This is a genomic window from Jiangella anatolica (assembly GCF_003236295.1).
Classification (GTDB): Bacteria; Actinomycetota; Actinomycetes; order Jiangellales; family Jiangellaceae; genus Jiangella; species Jiangella anatolica.
In genome coordinates this window covers 14,435-31,199 of the sequence record NZ_POTW01000044.1, presented here as the reverse complement: position 1 = coordinate 31,199, position 16,765 = coordinate 14,435, and the positions used below count along the sequence as shown (strand labels likewise).

At 73.6% G+C, this 16,765-nt stretch carries 16 protein-coding genes; 8 read left to right on the top strand and 8 right to left on the bottom strand.

The features are described from left to right. Positions 1-105 precede the first annotated feature (105 nt). Together C1I92_RS18125 and C1I92_RS18120 are read left to right on the top strand one after the other, a co-directional pair. Positions 106-1,164 (top strand): sensor histidine kinase, encoded by a 1,059-nt coding sequence (locus C1I92_RS18125; protein WP_111256057.1) that lies wholly within the window; start codon positions 106-108, stop codon positions 1,162-1,164. Beyond that, positions 1,161-1,829: a response regulator gene (locus C1I92_RS18120; protein ID WP_111256056.1), complete on the top strand. Its 669-nt coding sequence runs from the start codon at positions 1,161-1,163 to the stop codon at positions 1,827-1,829. Before C1I92_RS18125 ends, C1I92_RS18120 begins: the two co-directional genes overlap by 4 nt. On the opposite strand, the gene C1I92_RS18115 is transcribed toward C1I92_RS18120, so the two are convergent. Genes C1I92_RS18115 through C1I92_RS18100 form a run of 4 tightly spaced genes read right to left on the bottom strand, consistent with a single transcriptional unit; the run spans position 1,830 to position 4,552 of the window. Next, positions 1,830-2,747, bottom strand: coding sequence for a zinc-binding dehydrogenase (locus C1I92_RS18115; RefSeq protein ID WP_111256055.1), 918 nt, complete (start codon positions 2,745-2,747; stop codon positions 1,830-1,832). Next, positions 2,744-3,106, bottom strand: a complete 363-nt coding sequence (locus C1I92_RS18110) for a sensory rhodopsin transducer (protein WP_111256054.1) — start codon at positions 3,104-3,106, stop codon at positions 2,744-2,746. The genes C1I92_RS18115 and C1I92_RS18110 overlap by 4 nt, the downstream gene beginning before the upstream one ends. Before the next feature lie 11 nt (positions 3,107-3,117). Continuing rightward, a complete protein-coding gene (locus C1I92_RS18105; protein ID WP_111256053.1) occupies positions 3,118-3,891 on the bottom strand; it encodes an SDR family NAD(P)-dependent oxidoreductase in 774 nt (257 codons plus the stop codon). After that, entirely contained in the window at positions 3,881-4,552 is a 672-nt protein-coding gene (locus tag C1I92_RS18100; RefSeq protein ID WP_111256052.1) for a GntR family transcriptional regulator, read from the bottom strand. Before C1I92_RS18100 ends, C1I92_RS18105 begins: the two co-directional genes overlap by 11 nt. Before the next feature lie 139 nt (positions 4,553-4,691). Here C1I92_RS18100 and C1I92_RS18095 point away from each other — a divergent pair, with 139 nt between their 5' ends. Genes C1I92_RS18095 through C1I92_RS18070 form a run of 6 tightly spaced genes read left to right on the top strand, consistent with a single transcriptional unit; the run spans position 4,692 to position 13,202 of the window. Next, on the top strand, positions 4,692-6,047 hold the full coding sequence (locus C1I92_RS18095) for an ABC transporter substrate-binding protein (RefSeq protein ID WP_111256051.1): 1,356 nt from the start codon (positions 4,692-4,694) through the stop codon (positions 6,045-6,047). Further along, entirely contained in the window at positions 6,044-7,015 is a 972-nt protein-coding gene (locus C1I92_RS18090; RefSeq protein WP_111256050.1) for a carbohydrate ABC transporter permease, read from the top strand. Before C1I92_RS18095 ends, C1I92_RS18090 begins: the two co-directional genes overlap by 4 nt. After that, positions 7,012-7,875, top strand: a complete 864-nt coding sequence (locus C1I92_RS18085) for a carbohydrate ABC transporter permease (protein WP_111256049.1) — start codon at positions 7,012-7,014, stop codon at positions 7,873-7,875. Before C1I92_RS18090 ends, C1I92_RS18085 begins: the two co-directional genes overlap by 4 nt. Positions 7,876-7,883: 8 nt before the next feature. Continuing rightward, positions 7,884-10,766 (top strand): neutral/alkaline non-lysosomal ceramidase N-terminal domain-containing protein, encoded by a 2,883-nt coding sequence (locus tag C1I92_RS18080; protein WP_111256048.1) that lies wholly within the window; start codon positions 7,884-7,886, stop codon positions 10,764-10,766. Then, positions 10,753-11,901 carry a mandelate racemase/muconate lactonizing enzyme family protein gene (locus C1I92_RS18075; RefSeq protein ID WP_111256047.1) on the top strand — a complete coding sequence of 383 codons (1,149 nt, stop codon included), beginning with the start codon at positions 10,753-10,755 and terminating at the stop codon, positions 11,899-11,901. The genes C1I92_RS18080 and C1I92_RS18075 overlap by 14 nt, the downstream gene beginning before the upstream one ends. Then, the gene (locus C1I92_RS18070; RefSeq protein WP_111256046.1) at positions 11,898-13,202 is read left to right on the top strand and encodes a DegT/DnrJ/EryC1/StrS family aminotransferase; all 1,305 of its coding nucleotides are present in this window, start codon (positions 11,898-11,900) and stop codon (positions 13,200-13,202) included. Before C1I92_RS18075 ends, C1I92_RS18070 begins: the two co-directional genes overlap by 4 nt. A 3-nt stretch (positions 13,203-13,205) precedes the next feature. On the opposite strand, the gene C1I92_RS18065 is transcribed toward C1I92_RS18070, so the two are convergent. From C1I92_RS18065 to C1I92_RS18050, 4 genes are read right to left on the bottom strand one after another with little or no spacing between them, the layout of a single operon-like run. Continuing rightward, a complete protein-coding gene (locus tag C1I92_RS18065; RefSeq protein WP_111256045.1) occupies positions 13,206-13,535 on the bottom strand; it encodes a TfoX/Sxy family protein in 330 nt (109 codons plus the stop codon). 4 nt (positions 13,536-13,539) lie between these two features. After that, positions 13,540-13,908 carry a hypothetical protein gene (locus C1I92_RS18060; RefSeq protein ID WP_111256044.1) on the bottom strand — a complete coding sequence of 123 codons (369 nt, stop codon included), beginning with the start codon at positions 13,906-13,908 and terminating at the stop codon, positions 13,540-13,542. 22 nt (positions 13,909-13,930) lie between these two features. Next, positions 13,931-15,055 carry a LacI family DNA-binding transcriptional regulator gene (locus tag C1I92_RS18055; RefSeq protein WP_111256043.1) on the bottom strand — a complete coding sequence of 375 codons (1,125 nt, stop codon included), beginning with the start codon at positions 15,053-15,055 and terminating at the stop codon, positions 13,931-13,933. Then, positions 15,052-16,623: an FAD-dependent oxidoreductase gene (locus C1I92_RS18050; protein ID WP_111256042.1), complete on the bottom strand. Its 1,572-nt coding sequence runs from the start codon at positions 16,621-16,623 to the stop codon at positions 15,052-15,054. Before C1I92_RS18050 ends, C1I92_RS18055 begins: the two co-directional genes overlap by 4 nt. Positions 16,624-16,765 lie beyond the last annotated feature (142 nt).

Below are 16,765 nucleotides of genomic sequence, written 5' to 3'. Positions count from 1 at the left end.
GCGTCGTCACGCGCCGGAGCCGTCTTGCCGGAGCCGCGTCCCTCGTGTGGGGGACGGCGGACATCCTGCTCAGGGGGACGGCGCCGTTCTCCCATGCGCGGGAGAATGGACAGCGTGAGGCGTGCCGCCACCCTGGTCGCGGCCGGCCGGGACGTCGCCCTCCCCGACCGGCTGCTGCTGGCCGGAGTGGTGCTCGCTGCGGCCGCCGTCGCCGAGGTCGTGGTGCGGGCCGGTGACCGCGGGCCGGGGCTGCCGGTGGCGCTGCTGCTCGCGCTCGCCGCGACGGTGCCGGTGGCGTTCGCGCGCGCCCACCCCGCGGCGGCGACGGCGGCCGTGACGACGGCGGTGCTGCTCACGCTCGCGACGTTCAGCACGCCGACGCTCGCCGCCGTCGCGGCCCAGCTGGTCGTCGTGGTGCTGCTGGTGACCCAGCGGGTGCGACGGCGCCGGGCGGCGGCGTCGGACCGGGCGGCGTCGGAGCGGGCCGTGGCCGACACCCTGCTGGAGCACGCGGCCCGCGGCGAGCGCGCCCGCATCGCGCGCGAGCTGCACGACGTCGTCGCGCATCACCTGTCGATGATCTCCGTCCAGGCCGAGACCGCCCGGCTCGCCACCCCCGGGCTGCCGGCCGAGGGTGCGCACCGGCTGCGGGCCATCGGCGACACCGCCCGCGAGGCGCTCACCGAGATGCGCCGGCTCCTCGGCGTGCTGCGCGAGGACGCCGACGACGGCGGCACCCGGCGGCCGCAGCCCGGCCTGCCGCAGCTCATCGAGTTGATCGACGAGGCGCGCGACGTCGGCGGTGCGAGCACGCGGCTGATCGTCCGCGGCCAGGTCCGGCCACTCGAGCCGGGCCTGGAGCTGACGGCGTTCCGGATCGTCCAGGAGGCGCTGACCAACGCACGACGGCACGCGCCGGGCGCCGCCGTCGACGTCGAGCTGCGCTATGCGGCCGAGGCCCTGCACCTGCGGGTCCGCGACAGCGGCCCCGGCCCGGCGGCCGCGCACGGGCGCCCGGCCGGTGGCCACGGGCTGCTCGGGATGCGGGAGCGGGCGGCCGCGGTCGGCGGCGAGCTGTGGGCCGGGCCGGAACCGGCCAGCGGGTTCGTCGTCGAGGCCGTGCTGCCCACGTCGCCCGCCCGCGAGCCGGAGCCGTCGACGTGATCCGCGTCGTGGTGGTCGACGACCACGAAGTGGTCCGGGCCGGCTTCGCGGCCTTGCTGGACACCCAGCCCGACGTCACGGTGTCCGGCAGCGCGGCCGACGGCGCCGCAGCCGTGGCCCTGTGCCGCGAGATCCGGCCCGACGTCGTGCTCATGGACGTCCGGATGCCGGTGCTCGACGGCATCGAAGCGACCCGGCGCATCGTCGACGAGGCCGGCGGCGACGGCCCGCGGATCCTCATGCTGACGACATTCGACCTCGACGAGCATGTGTACGACGCGCTCGCCGCCGGCGCCAGCGGGTTCCTGCTCAAGGACGTGACGGCGGAGCGGTTGTTCGACGCGGTCCGCGTGGTCGCCGCCGGCGAGGCATTGCTCGCGCCGTCCGTCACCCGGCGGCTCATCGGCGAGTTCGCGCGGCTGCGGCCCCGGCCGGCGGCACAGGCCGCCGCTCTGGCGACGCTGACGCCGCGCGAGAGGGAGGTGCTGCGGCTGGTGGCCGAGGGCCTGTCGAACCCGGAGATCGCTGGGCGGCTCGTCGTGGGCGAGGAGACCGTGAAGACCCACGTCAGCCGGGTGCTCGCCAAGCTCGGCCTGCGCGATCGCACCCAGGCCGTCGTCACCGCCTATGAGAGCGGGCTCGTCGTCCCGCGCGACTCCCGCTGATCACCAGGCGATGGCGGCCTTGACGAAGCCGGGCTCCTTGTCGGCCAGCGCCTCGAACGCCGCGTCCACCTGGTCGAGGGGGAAGCGGTGTGTGACGAGTGCGCCGACGTCGATGCGGCCTGCGGCGACGAGGTCGATGCCGCGCCGGACGCTCTCGCGCAGCCGGTCGCGGTCGCGGACGTGGGCGTTGACGACGTCGATGGCCTTCCAGTTCCAGGCCTGCAGGTCGACGGTGCGCGGGCCCAGGTGGTAGCCCATGAGCGACAGCACGCCGTGCGGACGCACCAGTGCGGTCGCGAGGTCGAGGCCGGGCGCGGTGCCGGACGCCTCGACGACGACGTCGAAGTCGCCGTCGGCGGCCAGCTCTCCCGGTGCCGCCGCCGCGTCGGCGCCGTGCACGAGCGCCTGCTCGCGGGCGTCCGGCCGCGGGTCGATCGCCACCACCTGACGGGTACCGGCGTGCCGCAGCAGCTGCAGCAGCACCAGCCCCATGAACCCGGTCCCGACGACGGCGACCCGGTCGCCGATGTCCAGCCGGGTCCGCCGCAGCGCCTCGACGACGCAGCCGAGCGGCTCGCCGAGCGCCTCGACCGGCTCCACGCCGGGCGGCACGACGACGAGGTCGCGGACGGCGGCGATGGCGTGGTCGGCGAACGACGCGTCGACCCGGCCGGTGACGACGTCGCCCACCCGGACCGCCGAGACCTCGGGGCCGACGGCGACCACCTCGCCCACCGGCTCGTGCCCCAGCTCCGCCTCCGCCTCGGCCGGCCCGGCCGTCCACTCCGCCAGCTCGCTCGCGCACACGCCGCTGACCAGCACCCGCAGCAGCACTTCGCCATACTCCGGCTCGCGCAGTTCGACCGGGCGCACCGCCGAGGTCCGCGGCCCGGTCAGCACACTCCGCCGCGTCCTCATCGCGCCGGGTACGCGATCGTCGTCATCAGCGCGTTCGCCGCCTGCCGCGAGTCGAGCCGGGTGTGCTGCACCACGACCGGCACGTCGCTGTGCAGGACGACGCTGTAGTCGACGCCCGCCGGGACGCCGAGCGCGCCGAGCTGCTGGTGGAACGCCCGCCGCGCCCGCACCGGAAGGACGTGCGGCCCGTCGGGCTCGCGGTCGGTGAAGTACACCCACAGCTCGACGGTCGCGTCCGCCGGCCCGGCGTTGAGGATGCAGACGCTCTCGTGACTGTCCAGCGCCGGGTCGTCCCCGCTGCTGCCCGGCGGGATGTACCCGTCGGCGACCACCCACACCGTCGATCCGATCGTCTCCATCACAGCCTCCCTCAGAAGTCGTTGGCGCTCTTGGCCAGCAGCCCGCCGTCGCAGACCAGATGCGACCCGGTGACGTAGGACGCCTCGTCCGACAGCAGCCACAGCACCGCCGCGGCCACTTCCTCCGGCCGGCCAAGCCGCCCGAGCGGCACCTGGATCGCGGCCGCCGCGCGGATGACGTCGGGGTCCGCGCCCCCGGTCGTCAGCATCGCCGTGTCGGTCGCGCCGGGAACGACGGCGTTGACGCGGATCCCGTGCGGCGCGTAGTCCAGTGCCGCCGACCGGACGAACGCTGACACGCCGCCCTTCGACGCGGCGTAGGCGCTGTTCCCGCCGCCGGAGTGCCCGACGAACGCGGCCGGCGACGAGGTGCAGACGATCGAGCCGCCGCGCCCGGCCTCGACCAGCCGGCGCAGCGCCTCGCGGCAGGTCAGGAACACTCCGACGAGGTTGACGGCGACCACCTGCTCCCAGGACGACACAGGGAACAAGTGCAGCGGCGCGTTGACCTCGATGCCGGCGTTGGCGAACACCGCGCCCGGGTCGCCCACGGCAGCCGCCGCCGCGTCGAACGCCGCCACCACCGACGGCTCCGACGACACGTCGCAGGCCACGGCCACCGCGTCTGCCGCCCCCGCCGCCAGCGCGGCGTCGGCGGCTGCCGTCGCGGCGACGGTGTCGACGTCCAGCGCCGCCACCCGCGCACCCCGCGCGGCCGCCGCCAGCAGCACCGCCCGGCCGATGCCGGACCCGGCCCCGGTGACGGCGACAGTCTCAGCCCACATCGTCGCCCGCCCCGGGCGGCGTCAGGTGGATGTGGACGTGCCGCTCGACGGCGTCCAGGACGGCGTCGCGATCTCCGGTACGCAGGACGTCGAGCAGCTCCTGGTGCTGCCGGGCGACGTCGGCGGGGTCGGCGTGCGCGGGGGCGTCGCGGCGGAAGTACGCCCGCACCCGCGGCTGGATGGTCTTCCACATCTGCAGGCAGTGCCGCTGCTCGGAGCGGGCGATGACCAGCTCGTGGAAGCGGATGTCGAGGTCTGCCAGCCGTTCGGCCTCGCCGGCCGCCGCCGCGACCAGCATGTCGTCGACCACGCCCTGCAACGCGTCGAGGTCGGCGTCGGTGAGCTTGTCCAGCGCCTTGCCGAACGCGAACCGTTCCAGCGTGATGCGGATCGGCACCAGCACCTGCTCGACCTCGTCCTGCGAGACGCCGAGCACCTCGCTGCCGCGATAGGGGTACGACGCGATCAGCCCCTCCTGCTCGAGCTGGCGCAGCGCCTCGCGAATCGGGGCCCGGCTGGTACCGAGCTCGGCGGCGAGGTCGAGCTCGACCAGCCGGTCGCCAGGCTTGAGCCGGCCGCTGGTGATCGCCTCGCGCAGGATCTCGGCGACGTGCTCGCGTCGCGACAGGCTAGGGACCCGTCGCAGGCCCAGCCCGCTCATGGATGACCTCCAGCGCTTCGAGAGTGCATGGCCGTGATCCTAGTGCATACGAGCGACTGTCGACAATCGGCCGTCGACCCTGGTACGGTCCCGCTCTACGAAACCCCACCGGTCATCCCGACGAACCGAGGAGCCGACCATGAACCTGCGTCACCGTGGCACCGCGCTGGTCGCGGCGGGTGCCGTCGTCGCCGCGCTGGCCGCGTGCAGCACCAGCGAGTCCGCCCGGCCGGAGGAGGAGCCGGCGGTCGACGACGCCGCGGTCGCCGCCGCCGAGGAAGCCGCCCTCACGGCCGCCGGCGGTGAGGAGCTCGGCGGCAGCGTGACGATGCTCGGCGTGTTGGGCGGTGAGGAGCTTGACGCGTTCCTCAGCGTGGTCGCGCCGTTCGAGGAGGCCACCGGCGTCGCGGTGCGCTACGAGGGAACCCGCGACTTCGCCGCCGTCCTGCAGACCCGGATCGACGGCGGCAACCCGCCCGACCTGGTCGCGACGCCGGCCATCGGCGAGATGGCGGCGCTGGCGGAGCAGGGCGCCCTTGTCGACCTGCACACCGTCGTGGACGACGCCGTGCTCACCGCGAACTACCCGGCCAGCATGCTCGAGACCGGCACCGCCGGCGGCGCGCTGTTCGGCTTCTACAACACCGTCAACCTCGGCGGGCTGATCTGGTACGACCCGAAGCGCTACGACGGGCCCACCGAGCCGGCGAGCTGGGACGAGCTGCAGGACTGGGCCCGCCAGAAGGCCGCGGACGGCGAGACGCCGTGGTGCGTCGGCCTGGAGAGCGGCGCCGCCAGCGGCTGGCCGGCCGCGGACTTCATCGACGAGATCCTGCTACGCCAGGCCGGTCCGGAGTTCCACCGCGCCTGGCGCGATGGCGCCGAGCCGTGGACGTCGCCGCAGGTGGCGCAGGCTTACGAGACCTACGGCGAGATGATCGCCGACGGCATGGTCTACGGCGGGACGACGACGGTGCTCAGCACCGACTTCTCCCAGGCGGCCAACCCGATGTTCGCGCCGGAACCGGGCTGCTACCTGCTCCAGCAGGCAACGTTCATGGGCAGCATGATCACCGACGCGTTCCCCGATCTGGTGCCGGGCGAGGACCTCGACTTCTTTCCCGTGCCGGACCTCAGCCCGGAGCACCCCGGCATCCGCTCCATCTCCGGCGAGATCCTCGGCATGATCACCGAGACGCCGCAGTCGGCCGCGCTGACCCGCTACCTGGCCTCCACTGAGGCCGGCACGCTGATCGCGGCGACCGGCCGCTGGCTGTCGCCGAACGTCACCGTGCCCGCCGACGCATACGAGGACCCGTTCCTGCGCCGCGCCAACGAGGTCCTGACCGAGGCTGAGGCGACGTACCCGCTGGGCAACTCACTGATGCCACAGCCGGAGGTGGACGCGTTCTGGCAGTCCGGGCTGGCGTTCGCGCAGAACCCGGGCGACCTCGGCGCGATCCTGCAGGGCATCGAGGACGTCCGGGCCCGATGATCGCCGACCGCATCGTCCTCACGCTGGCGGCGACGGCGGCGATCGTCGTCGCCGGCTGGGCCTACCTGCGTCTCGGCGATCGTGCACTGGCGGCGCTGCCGCGAGGTGCGCACCGGCGGCTGGCGCCGTGGCTGTTCGCCGGCCCGGCCGTCGCGATGGTGCTGCTGGCGCTCGCCTTCCCGGCCGTCGTCACCGTCGGATGGAGCTTCGTCGGCGCGGACGGCGGCTTTGTGGGGTTCGCCAACTACACGCAGACGCTGTCCGACGAGGTCACCCGCATCGCGCTGCGCAACACCGTGCTCTGGGTGGTGCTGCTGCCGTCGCTCGCGGTGCTGGCCGGGCTGGCCATCGCGGTGCTGGCCGACCGCGTCCGGTACGGGGCCCTGGTGAAGGCCGCGCTCTTCCTGCCGATCGCGATCTCGGCGGTCGCCGCCGGGGTCATCTGGAGCTTCATGTACGACTACCAGCCGCCCGGCGCCGCGCAGACCGCGACGCTCAACGCCGTCGTCACGGCGCTTGGCGGTGAGCCGGTCGCGTGGATCGTCGACACTGCGACGAACAACTACGCGCTCATCGGGGCGACGCTGTGGACGCAGGCCGGGTTCGCGATGGTGATCTTCGGGGCGGCGCTGCGGGCGGTGCCGGACGAGCTGCTGGAGGCGGCCCGGCTGGACGGCGCGTCGGAGTGGACGGCGTTCCGGCACGTGACGCTGCCGTTCCTGGCGCCGACGGTGGTGGTCGTGGCGACGACGATGACGGTCACCGCGCTGAAGGCGTTCGACATCGTCTACGTGATGACCAACGGCAACTACGGCACCGACGTGCTGTCGACGGTCATGTACCGGGCGCTGTTCACGGCGAAGGACAACGGGCTGGCCGGCGCGGTCGCGACCATCCTCATGCTCACCGTCGTGCCGATCATGGTCTTCAACGTGCGGCAGTTCCGCCGCGAGAGCGGGGCGGCATGACGGCGGGAGCGGTGCGCGTGCGGCCGGCGCGATGGCGGCGGATCCCGCTGCACGTCGTGGTGGTCGGCCTGGCCGTGATCTGGGCGGTCCCGCTGCTCGGTCTGGTGGTCAGCGCGTTCCGGCCGTCCTGGGCGGTGCTGTCGTCGGGCTGGTGGGAGTCGTTCGCGCTGCCCGGCGACTACACGCTGGAGAACTACCGGCGGGTGCTCGACCGCGACGGCATGGCGCTGAGCCTGTTCAACAGCCTCGCGGTGGTGGTGCCGGCGACGGTGCTGACGGTGACGCTCGGCGCGGCCGCGGCGTACGCGCTGGCCGCCATGAGGTTCCGCCTGCGCGGCGCGGTGCTGCTGACCGTCGTCGCACTGATCATCGTGCCGATCCAGATCACGCTGGTGCCGCTGCTGAGGGTCTTCAACGCCCTGGACCTCACCGGCAGCTTCCTCGGCATCTGGCTCGTGCACGTGGGCTTCGGGCTGCCGTTCGCCGTCTACCTGCTGCACAACTTCTTCGCCGGGATCCCCAGCGAGCTGTTCGAGGCGGCCGAGATGGACGGGGCGAGCCGCAGCCAGATCTTCTTCTCGATCGTGCTGCCGGTGGCCCGGCCGGCGCTCGCCGCGCTGGCGATCTTCGACTTCGTGTGGACGTGGAACGACCTGCTGGTCGCGCTGATCTTCCTCGGCGGCTTCCGCGACGTCGCGCCGATGACCGTCGCGGTCTCGCAGCTGGTCGCCTCGCGCGGCGACGGCTGGGAGATCCTCACGTCCGCTGCCGTGCTCTCCGTGCTGGTGCCGATGGCCGTCTTCGTCGCCCTGCAACGGCACTTCGTCCGCGGCCTGCTGGCCGGTGTCTCGAAAGGATGACCTGACCCATGACGTTGCGGATCGGCTTCGGCCGGACGGACCTCACCCCGCCGCTGGGTGTCGAGCTGGCCGGCTTCGGCCCGTTCCTGCGCCGCCGCGCGACGACGGTGCACGCGCCCCTGTACGCGCGGGCGCTGGCCGTCGCCGGCGATTCCGGCCGGTGGGTGCTGGTGAGCTGCGACCTGCTGGGCGTGTCGGCCGCCGTCGTCGACGAGGTGGTCGCACGGGTGGCCGACGCGACCGGCTGGCGGCCGGATGAGATCGTCGTCCACGCGACCCACAACCACTCCGGCCCGGCCACCGTCGAGAACGTCGGCTGGGGCGCACCGGACGAGCTCTACGTCGCCCGGCTGCCGGAGCCGATCGCGGCGGCCTGCGTCGACGCCGTGCGCGCCCTGGCGCCGGCGACGGTGCGGCACGCCGTTGTCCCGCTGGACGGTTTCGCGCACAACCGGATGCTGCCGCGGCGCGGCCTGACCAACGCGCGTGCCCTGGACGGCAGCTGGACCGAGCCGGACCCGTCGCTGGTCGACGCCGGTGTCGACGTGCTGCGGGTGGACCACGACGGCGTGCTGGCCGGGTTCGTCGCCTCGTACTCCTGTCACCCGGTGATCTGCTGCGAGTCGACGGCCGCCGTGCACGGCGACTTCCCCGGCGAGGCGCTGCGGCTGGTGGAGGCGGCGCATCCGGGCGCGACCGGGGTGTTCCTGCAGGGCGCGCTCGGCGACCTCGACCCGCTGTACGCGCACGGCCCGGCGGACGAGTCGATGGTCGCGCTGGAGCTGTTCGCGCGCCGGTTCGCCGACGCCGTCGAGGCCGGCCTCGCCGGGAGCACCCCGGTGGAGGGTGCGGCTGTCGCCGTCGCCAAGCAGGAGATCCCGTACGACCTGGCCCCGTACGACCTCGACGAGCTGCGCAAACGGCGCGACGAGGGTGACGACGTCGCGTTCGTGTCGCTGCGGCGGACCATCGCCGCGCTGGAGGCCGGCGAGGACGTGCGCCGTCCGCTGTGGGTGCACGCGTTGCGGCTCGGTCCGCTGACCCTGCTCGGCTACAACGTCGAGGTCTTCCACGGCATCAAGCGGCGGCTGGTCGACGCGCTGGGCGAGCGGTGCCTGGTGCTGTCGACGACGAACGGCTGGCTCGGGTACGCGCCGACGCATGACGCGTACGAGCCGCCGGCCGACCCCTACCCGGCCTACGAGGTGCCGATCATCGCCTGTCACCTGCCGTTCCGGGCCGACATCGAGGACGACCTGGTGGCGGCCGGGGTGCGGGCGGCCGGCCGGCTGGCGGCGGACCCGGAGTGGTGGCGCGGCGCCGTCGTCTACGAGTGCCACCTGCCCAGCTTCCGGGACGGGTCCGGCGACGGGATCGGCGACCTGGACGGGCTGATCGAGGGCCTGGACTACCTGCGCGACCTGGGCGTCGACGCCGTCTGGACCGGGCCGTTCTACCGGTCGCCGCTGCTCGACCAGGGCTTCGACGTGTCGGACTACTTCGACGTCGAGCCGGTGTTCGGGACGCTGGAGACGTTCGACCGGCTGGTGCGCGCCGCCCACGAGCGCGGCATCCGGGTCATCGTCGACTACATCCCGAACCACACGTCGGACCAGCATCCCTGGTTCGTCGCGTCGCGCGCGTCGCGGGACGACCCGAAGCGGGACTGGTACGTGTGGCGGGACCAGCCGAACAACTGGACCAGCGAGGCCGGCGGCTCGGTGTGGGAGTACGACGAGGCGACCGGGCAGTACTACCTGCACTCGCACCTCGTCGAGCAGCCGGACCTGAACTGGCGCAACCCCGAGGTCCGCGAGGCGCTGCTGGACGTGCTGCGGTTCTGGCTGGACCGGGGCGCGGACGGCGTGCGCATCGACGTCGCCCACATGCTGCTGAAGGACCCGGAGTTCCGCGACAACCCGCCGGCGCCCGGCGGCAACCACAACGAGTTCGACCTGCAGCATCCCGACTTCGGGACGCAGCTGCACGTGTACGACCGGCGGCATCCGGACACGTTCGCCGCGCTGAGCGAGATCCGCGCCGTCGTCGACGCGTACCCGGGCGGACGCGTCACGATCGCCGAGATCGAGGCGATGCCGTGGCCGGACTGGGCCGAGTACTACGGCGCCGGCATGCACCTGCCGTTCCCGTTCCGGCTGCTGGAGACGCACTGGCGGGCCGACCTGCTGCGGGCCGAGCTGTCCGCGTTGTACGCGGCGCTGCCGGAGGGCGCCTGGCCGATCGTCGCGCTGGGCAACCACGACCGCGTCCGGCTGGCCACCCGGCTGGGCGGTGCGCAGGCCCGGGTGGCGGCGGTGCTGCTGCTCACGCTGGCGGCGACGCCGTGCCTGCTGTACGCCGACGAGCTGGGGATGACCGACCAGCCGGTGCCCGTGGAGCGGCAGCGCGACTATTTCGCCCGCGCCCACGGCGGGGTGAGCCGGGACCCGTCGCGCACCCCGATGCCGTGGACGGACGGGGTGAACGGCGGCTTCTCGTCCGCCGCCCCGGACCACCTCTGGCTGCCGGTGTGGTCCGCCGTCGCGTCGTCGAACGTCGAGGCGCAGCTGGCCGATCCGGCCTCGATGCTGCGGCTGTACCGGGCGCTGACCCGGTTGCGGCACGCGTCGCCGGCGCTGCGGCGCGGGTCGATCGCGTTCGCCGACGCTCCGGCCGGCGTGCTCGCGTACACGCGGGCGGCGGCGACGGATCGGAAGCTCGTGCTGCTCAACCTGACCGACCGGCCGATCGGCGTGCCGATGTCCGTGGACGGGCGGGTGCTGCTGTCGACGGTGTCCGACGCGCCCCGGCGGGTCGTCGCGGGCGAGCTCGGGCTGGCCGCCGACGAGGCGGTCGTCATCGACGTGGAGAGGGACCATGCGGATCACTGACATCAGGGTGGCCGGGCTGCGCGGCGCGACCCCCAAGGGCGGCTGGGCGCGTGAGCTCGACCCGGACGACAACGTCCACACGCTCGTCGCAGTGCACACCGATGCCGGCCTGGTGGGCCTCGGCAGCGTGTTCTCCAGCGAGTCGCTGGTCCGGGCGGCACTGGAGACCCTGCGGCCGCTCTGCGTCGGTGCCGACCCGCGGGAGCCGGACCGGATCAGCCAGGTCCTGCACGAGAACACGTTCTGGCTCGGTCGCGGCGGTGCGCTCACGCATGCCGTCAGCGGCATCGACATCGCGCTGTGGGACATCCTCGGCCAGGTCACCGGGCTGCCGGTCAGCACGCTGCTGGGCGGGCGGTACCGCGAGCGGGTCCGGCCCTACGCGTCGGTGCTGATGGACGACCCGCCGGTGCTGAAGGACGACCTCGCCCGGCTGGTAGCGCTGGGGTTCACCGCGTTCAAGATCGGCTGGGGCGCCTTCGGCCGGGTGAGCGACGCCGTCGACGAGGAGATCGTGCGGGCCGCGCGCGAGACCGTCGGGCCGGAGGCGCTGCTGGCCGTCGACGCGGGCGGTTCGGACGCGTTCTGGGCACGCCGCCTGTCCTGGGCCGTGCGGACCGCGGACATGCTGGCCGCGTACGACGTCGCCTGGTTCGAGGAGGCGCTGCGCCCCGACGACGCCGACGGCTTCGCCGAGCTGCGGCGGCGGTCGCGGGTGCCGATCTCCGGCGGCGAGGTGCTGACGCGGCGCCAGGACTTCCACCGGTTCCTCACCGCCGGGGCGTTCGACATCGTCCAGCCCGACACCACCAAGGGCGGTGGCCTCTCGGAGTCGCGCCGGGTGGCCTGGCTAGCTGCCGAGTTCGGCGTCGGGTTCGTCCCGCACGGCTGGAACACCGCCGTCGGCCTGGCCGCCGACCTGCACCTGGCGGCGGCGCTGCCCGGTACCGAGTTGGTGGAGTACAAGACCGGGTCGGCCTACATCGACGAGCTGGCGGCGGGCGGCTTCCGGCTGGACGCCGACGGGCTGCTGCCGGTGCCGTCGTCGCCGGGGCTCGGGTTGCGGCTGGACGACGACGCGCTGGAGCGGTACGCGCCGGGCCATGACCTGTTCGCGGCGGGAGGTGCCCGATGAGCGCCGTGGCGCGGCCGGCCGTGCTGGGCGGCGACCCCGTGATCACGCCGGCGACCGATCCGGTCTGGCCGGACACGGGCGCCGTCGAGACCGCGATCCTGGCCGAGGTCACCGATGGCGGGCAGTGGGTCGGCTACGCCAACCACCCGGCGAAGTGGCGTGCGGTGCTCGAGCAGGTGGTCGCGGACACCACCGGCTACCGGTACGGCGTCGGCCAGCCCAACGGCACCCTCGCCATCGCGAGCGGACTGCGGGCGCAGCTGCTCGTGCGCGGCGGGGCATGGGCCCAGGGCCGTGACCAGGTGCTGGTCGCGGACCTCACCCACGCATCGGCGCACCACGGCGTCACGCTGGGGGTGGCCGCCCAGATGGGCCGGGCGCCACGGATCGTGCCGATCCCCGCCAAGCTCGACGCGACGATGGACGAGGAGGTGGTGGCGGCGTACCTGGCCGAGCACGCCGGCCGGGTGCTGGCCGTCGTCCCCGCGACCATGTACGGCAACTTCGGCGCCATCGACCGGTTCGCCGAGTTGGGCGGGCAGTACGACGTCATCGTCCACCATGACAACGCGCTCGGCGGTGCCGCGCGGTACGACGGACCCGGTGCCTTGACGGCGTCGCTCTCCGGCCAGGGCGGCGGCAAGGCGGCGCCGTCGTGCGAGGGCGGGCTGACGCTCACGTCCGATCCCGAGCTCGCGGCGCTGCTGCGCGCCGACACCGACTGCGGCACCGGGCCGGGCCGCCTCGACCCGATCCCGTTCGCCGAGGTGCCTCGGATGATGGCGGGCAACCAGCGGATGGGGGAGCAGCCGGCGGCGCTGCTGCTCGTGCAGTGGCTGCGCGCTCTGCACGCCCGGCTGCGGATGCGCGAGAACCGGCGGCTGATCCGCGAGCTGATCACCGACCCCGGCCTGTTTCCCGTGCCGGTGCTCTGGAACCCGCCGCCGGACGCCGAGTACCCGCCGTTCTTCTCCCTCTATCTGTCCTGCACCGACGCGCTGGAGTCCGAGCTCGGGCTGACGCCGAAGGACCTGCGCGTGACGCTGGCCGCGGAGGGTGTCTGGGCCGAGGCCGGGTTCACGCCGACACACCGGGACCCGGCCTGGCAGCACTGGGCCGACGGCGTACCGCTGTCCTACGAGATGTCGGCGCGGGTGGTCGAGCGTGCGGTCTTCGTACACACGAAGTTCCTGCGCGATCCGCGCTTCCCCGACGTCGTGGCCGAGATCCTCCGGCGGGTGGTCGCGCACCGCGACCGGCTGCGCGGCATCGGGGAAGATCGGCCGGAACCGGTCTGGTGAGGCCTACTTGGGCGGAAGCTCGCCGGCGAAGGCGACACCGCGGCCGACCCAGCGGCGCAGGTCGTCGTCCTCGGCGAGCGCGGCGGCGTCGATGACCACCCAGCCCTTCATCGGGCGGCCGGTCATGTCGAACGGTTTTGCGCCGGCCTCGCCCAGCGCCGCCTCGTGCTCCTCTGCGGGCAGCCGGACCATGAGTTCGTCGTGGCGGACGCCGCAGGCCAGGTGGCCGTTGACCAGGAACGCGAGGCCGCCGAACATCCGCTTCTCGGCGACGTCCAGCCGGTCGGCGAGCAGGTCGCGGATCCGGGTGGCCAGGCCTTCGTCGAACGCCAAGTCCTCACCTGGCCAGTCTGGCGGCGTGGTCGCGCTCGCCGGGCCGGACAGCGGCCGCCGTCTCGGCCCGCAACCGCCACCGCGTCGTGAGGCCGTCGGGACCGGTGAGCTCGGCCGACCGCAGCGCGACCCCGATCCGCCGGCGCACCTCGGGCTCGTCGGCGGGCTCGGCCGCGAACAGCACCCGCAGCCGCACGGTGTCGCCGTCGTCATGGTCGTCGCGGGTGAGGCCGATGTAGTGGGACGCGAGCGGGCACGGCGGCTCGTGCTCCAAGCTGCCGCACAGCTCGCGGGTGATCGCGCCGCCGGGGGCACGTTCGTCGCCGCCGGCGGTCAGCGCCACCACCGCGTCGTGCGCGTAGGCCTGCCGCATGCCGCCATTGTGCCCGACGCCGTCAGGTCGCGGCTCGTCGTGGCGGCGAGACCGAGCCGTCCAGCGTGTGCGTGCACGGCAGCAGGATCTGCCGCTCGTAGTCGCCGTTCGGGTCGGTGATCAGCGACGTCAGCAGCCGGACCGCACGCCGGCCCATCGCGTTGCGCGGCACGTGCAGGGTCGCCCACTCGTGTCCGCCGGGCTCGGCGCCGGGATCGTCGACCAGCACGACGACCGACAGGTCGCCGGGGATCGACAGCCCGCGCAGGCTCGCCATCGCCGTCAGCACCCGCAGCAGCGCCGCCGACTCGATCATCACGACGGTGGTGCCCCGCTCCAGCTGGGCGTCCAGCCACTGCGCGGTCAGCTCCTCCGGCCGCTCGAACGCCGGCGTCGGCACCGGCAGCCCGAACCGGCCGAGCGCGCTGCTGAACCCGTCCCACCGGTCGATCTGCGGCTCGTCGCGCAGCGTCTCGCCGAGGTAGGCGAAGCTGCGGTGGCCCATCGCGACCAGCTCGTCGACGATCTGGACCGTGGCCGCGCGGTAGTCGCCGCCGACGTAGGCGATCTCGGCGCCGGGCACTTCGCGGTGGCCGATGTACACGAACGGGTGGCGGTCGATGGCCAGCCGGGCGAGGTCGTCGCGGTGGGTGTGGTGGCCCAGCAGCAGACTGCCGGTGGCCTGCCCCAGGCTGTTGAAGTCGCCCTGGTAGATGCGCCGGACGCCGTCCTCGTCCTGCGCCGCGGTGAACAGCACCAGGTTGTGGCCCTCGATGCCGGCCTGCTCCTCGATGCCGCGCAGGAACTCGAAGTAGTAGTCGCGGGCGCTGGTCGGGAAGATCGGCTCGAACGTGTGCACGCCCAGCAGCAGCGGCTGGGTGGCGGGCGGTCGCCGTGAGGCGGCGTGCCGATGCGGCCAGCCGGTGATCCGCACGCTCTGGGTCGCCGGGATGTAGTTCAGCTTGCGGGCGGCGTCGTGCACCCGGCGCTGGGTCTCCGGCGAGATGCGACTGAGGTCGCCGGCGCCGGTCAGCACCATCGACACCGTCGACTGCGCGACGCCGGCCTCGCGTGCGACGTCGGACTGCCGCGACCTGGGCGCCGGCTCCTCCGTGCGCTCCGCCGCCGGCTCCTCCGAATCCGTCACCCTCGTGTCACCCCCGTGGTCTGTGTCCGCCCGGACGTCTCCAGGATCGCCCCGCCGAGCTCGAGGTCGCGCCGGAGCGCGGCGTACTCGATCTCCTGGCACGCGACCTTATCGGTGATCGCCAGTACCGCGGCGGCCCCGGCGGCCTCGCCGAGCATCATGAACACCGGCTCCATGCGGACCGACGCGAACGCGACGTGCGAGGCGGAGATGGCCGACGCGACCAGCAGGTTGGCGCACTCGCCGGCCCGCGGCACCAGCGTCCGGTACGACACGCCGAACGGGGCGGCCAGCGGCTGCTGGACGTTGCCCTCGTTGCGGGGCTGCCCGTCGACGAGCACGCGCTTGGCGTTGTGCGAGTCCATGACGTACGACGCCAGCGCCACCGGGTCGTCGGCGCCGGCCGCCCCCGTCGCGTCGTGCTGGGTGACGACGTAGCCGGACACCATGCGCCGGGCCTCGCGGACGTACAACTGCGCCGGCCAGTGCGAGCTGTCGGCGAACTCGCCGGGCGCCAGCCCGAACCGGTTCGTCTCGGCCCGCACCGCGGCCGGCAGTCCCGGATCGGTGGCCAGGAAGTGCAGGAGCCCGGCCTGGTAGCGCACGTGATCCTGGAAGATCTCTTCCCGCCGCTGGTAGTCGCCCTCCGGCCAGTCGTAGTTCGCGCCGATGTGGTCCGACGAGAACGCGCCGTGGTTGTTCATGTCGTAGACGTCGCCGCGGACCCGGGTGGTGCGGCCGAACAGCTCGTAGCCGCCGGCCTCGACGTAGCGGCGCAGCAGCTCGTACCGGCTCGGGTCGTAGCCGGCCGGACGGGGGAACGGCAGCCGGTTCGGCGCGGTCGTGACGTGCAGCCGGAAGTTGTAGGCCTGGATGCGCCGGTCGCCCGACCCGACCTCTCCGTACTCGTCCGGCGAGATGCCCGGCAGCAGGCCGGAGTCCGGCCGGCCGGGCACGACGTAGGGGTCGACCGGCAGCTGGAACTGGTGGTTGATGCTGTGCTGCACGCCCGCGACCGACTCCTCGTAGACCGACGTCGCCTCGCGGCCGAGCGTGTACGTGACGCCGGCCGCGGCCAGCAGATCGCCCTCGTAGGAGGCGTCGACGAAGACCCTGGCGCGGTACCGGCCGCCGTCGTCGGTGCGCAGCTCGGTGAGCCGGTCGCCGTCCAGATCGACGGAGGCCAGATGCCGCCGCCGGCGCACCGTCACGCCGGCGGTGGCCAGCCAGCGCTCGAAGATCTCCTCGCCGACGTGCGCCTCGACGTCCCAGTGCGGGGCCGGCGCGCCGTAGGCCGCGGCGACGTCGTCGTAGAACGACCGGGCCAGCCCGCCGACGGTGGCCGCGTCGCCGACGTCGGTGGTGCCGAGCCCGCCGGTCGTCATGCCGCCGACGTGGTCGCCGAAGGCCAGCAGCACGACCGACAGCCCGCCGCGGGCCGCGCGCACGGCCGCCGTGACACCGCCCGACGTCGCACCGTAGACGACCACGTCGGCCTCGATGACCTCGGGCGGGCCGGCCGCGGGGTGGTAGTAGCGCAGGCCGGGCAGGGCGGGTTCGGGCGTCATGGTCCGGTTGTAGCATCAGCAGCCGACCATTGTCCATCGCTGATATCAGCACCGTCATCGATGCGAACGACCCGCGACGATTGCTCTTGACATCGGCCGGGGACCTGGCTGTAGCGTGACCGAAACATTGTGGCGGACACGA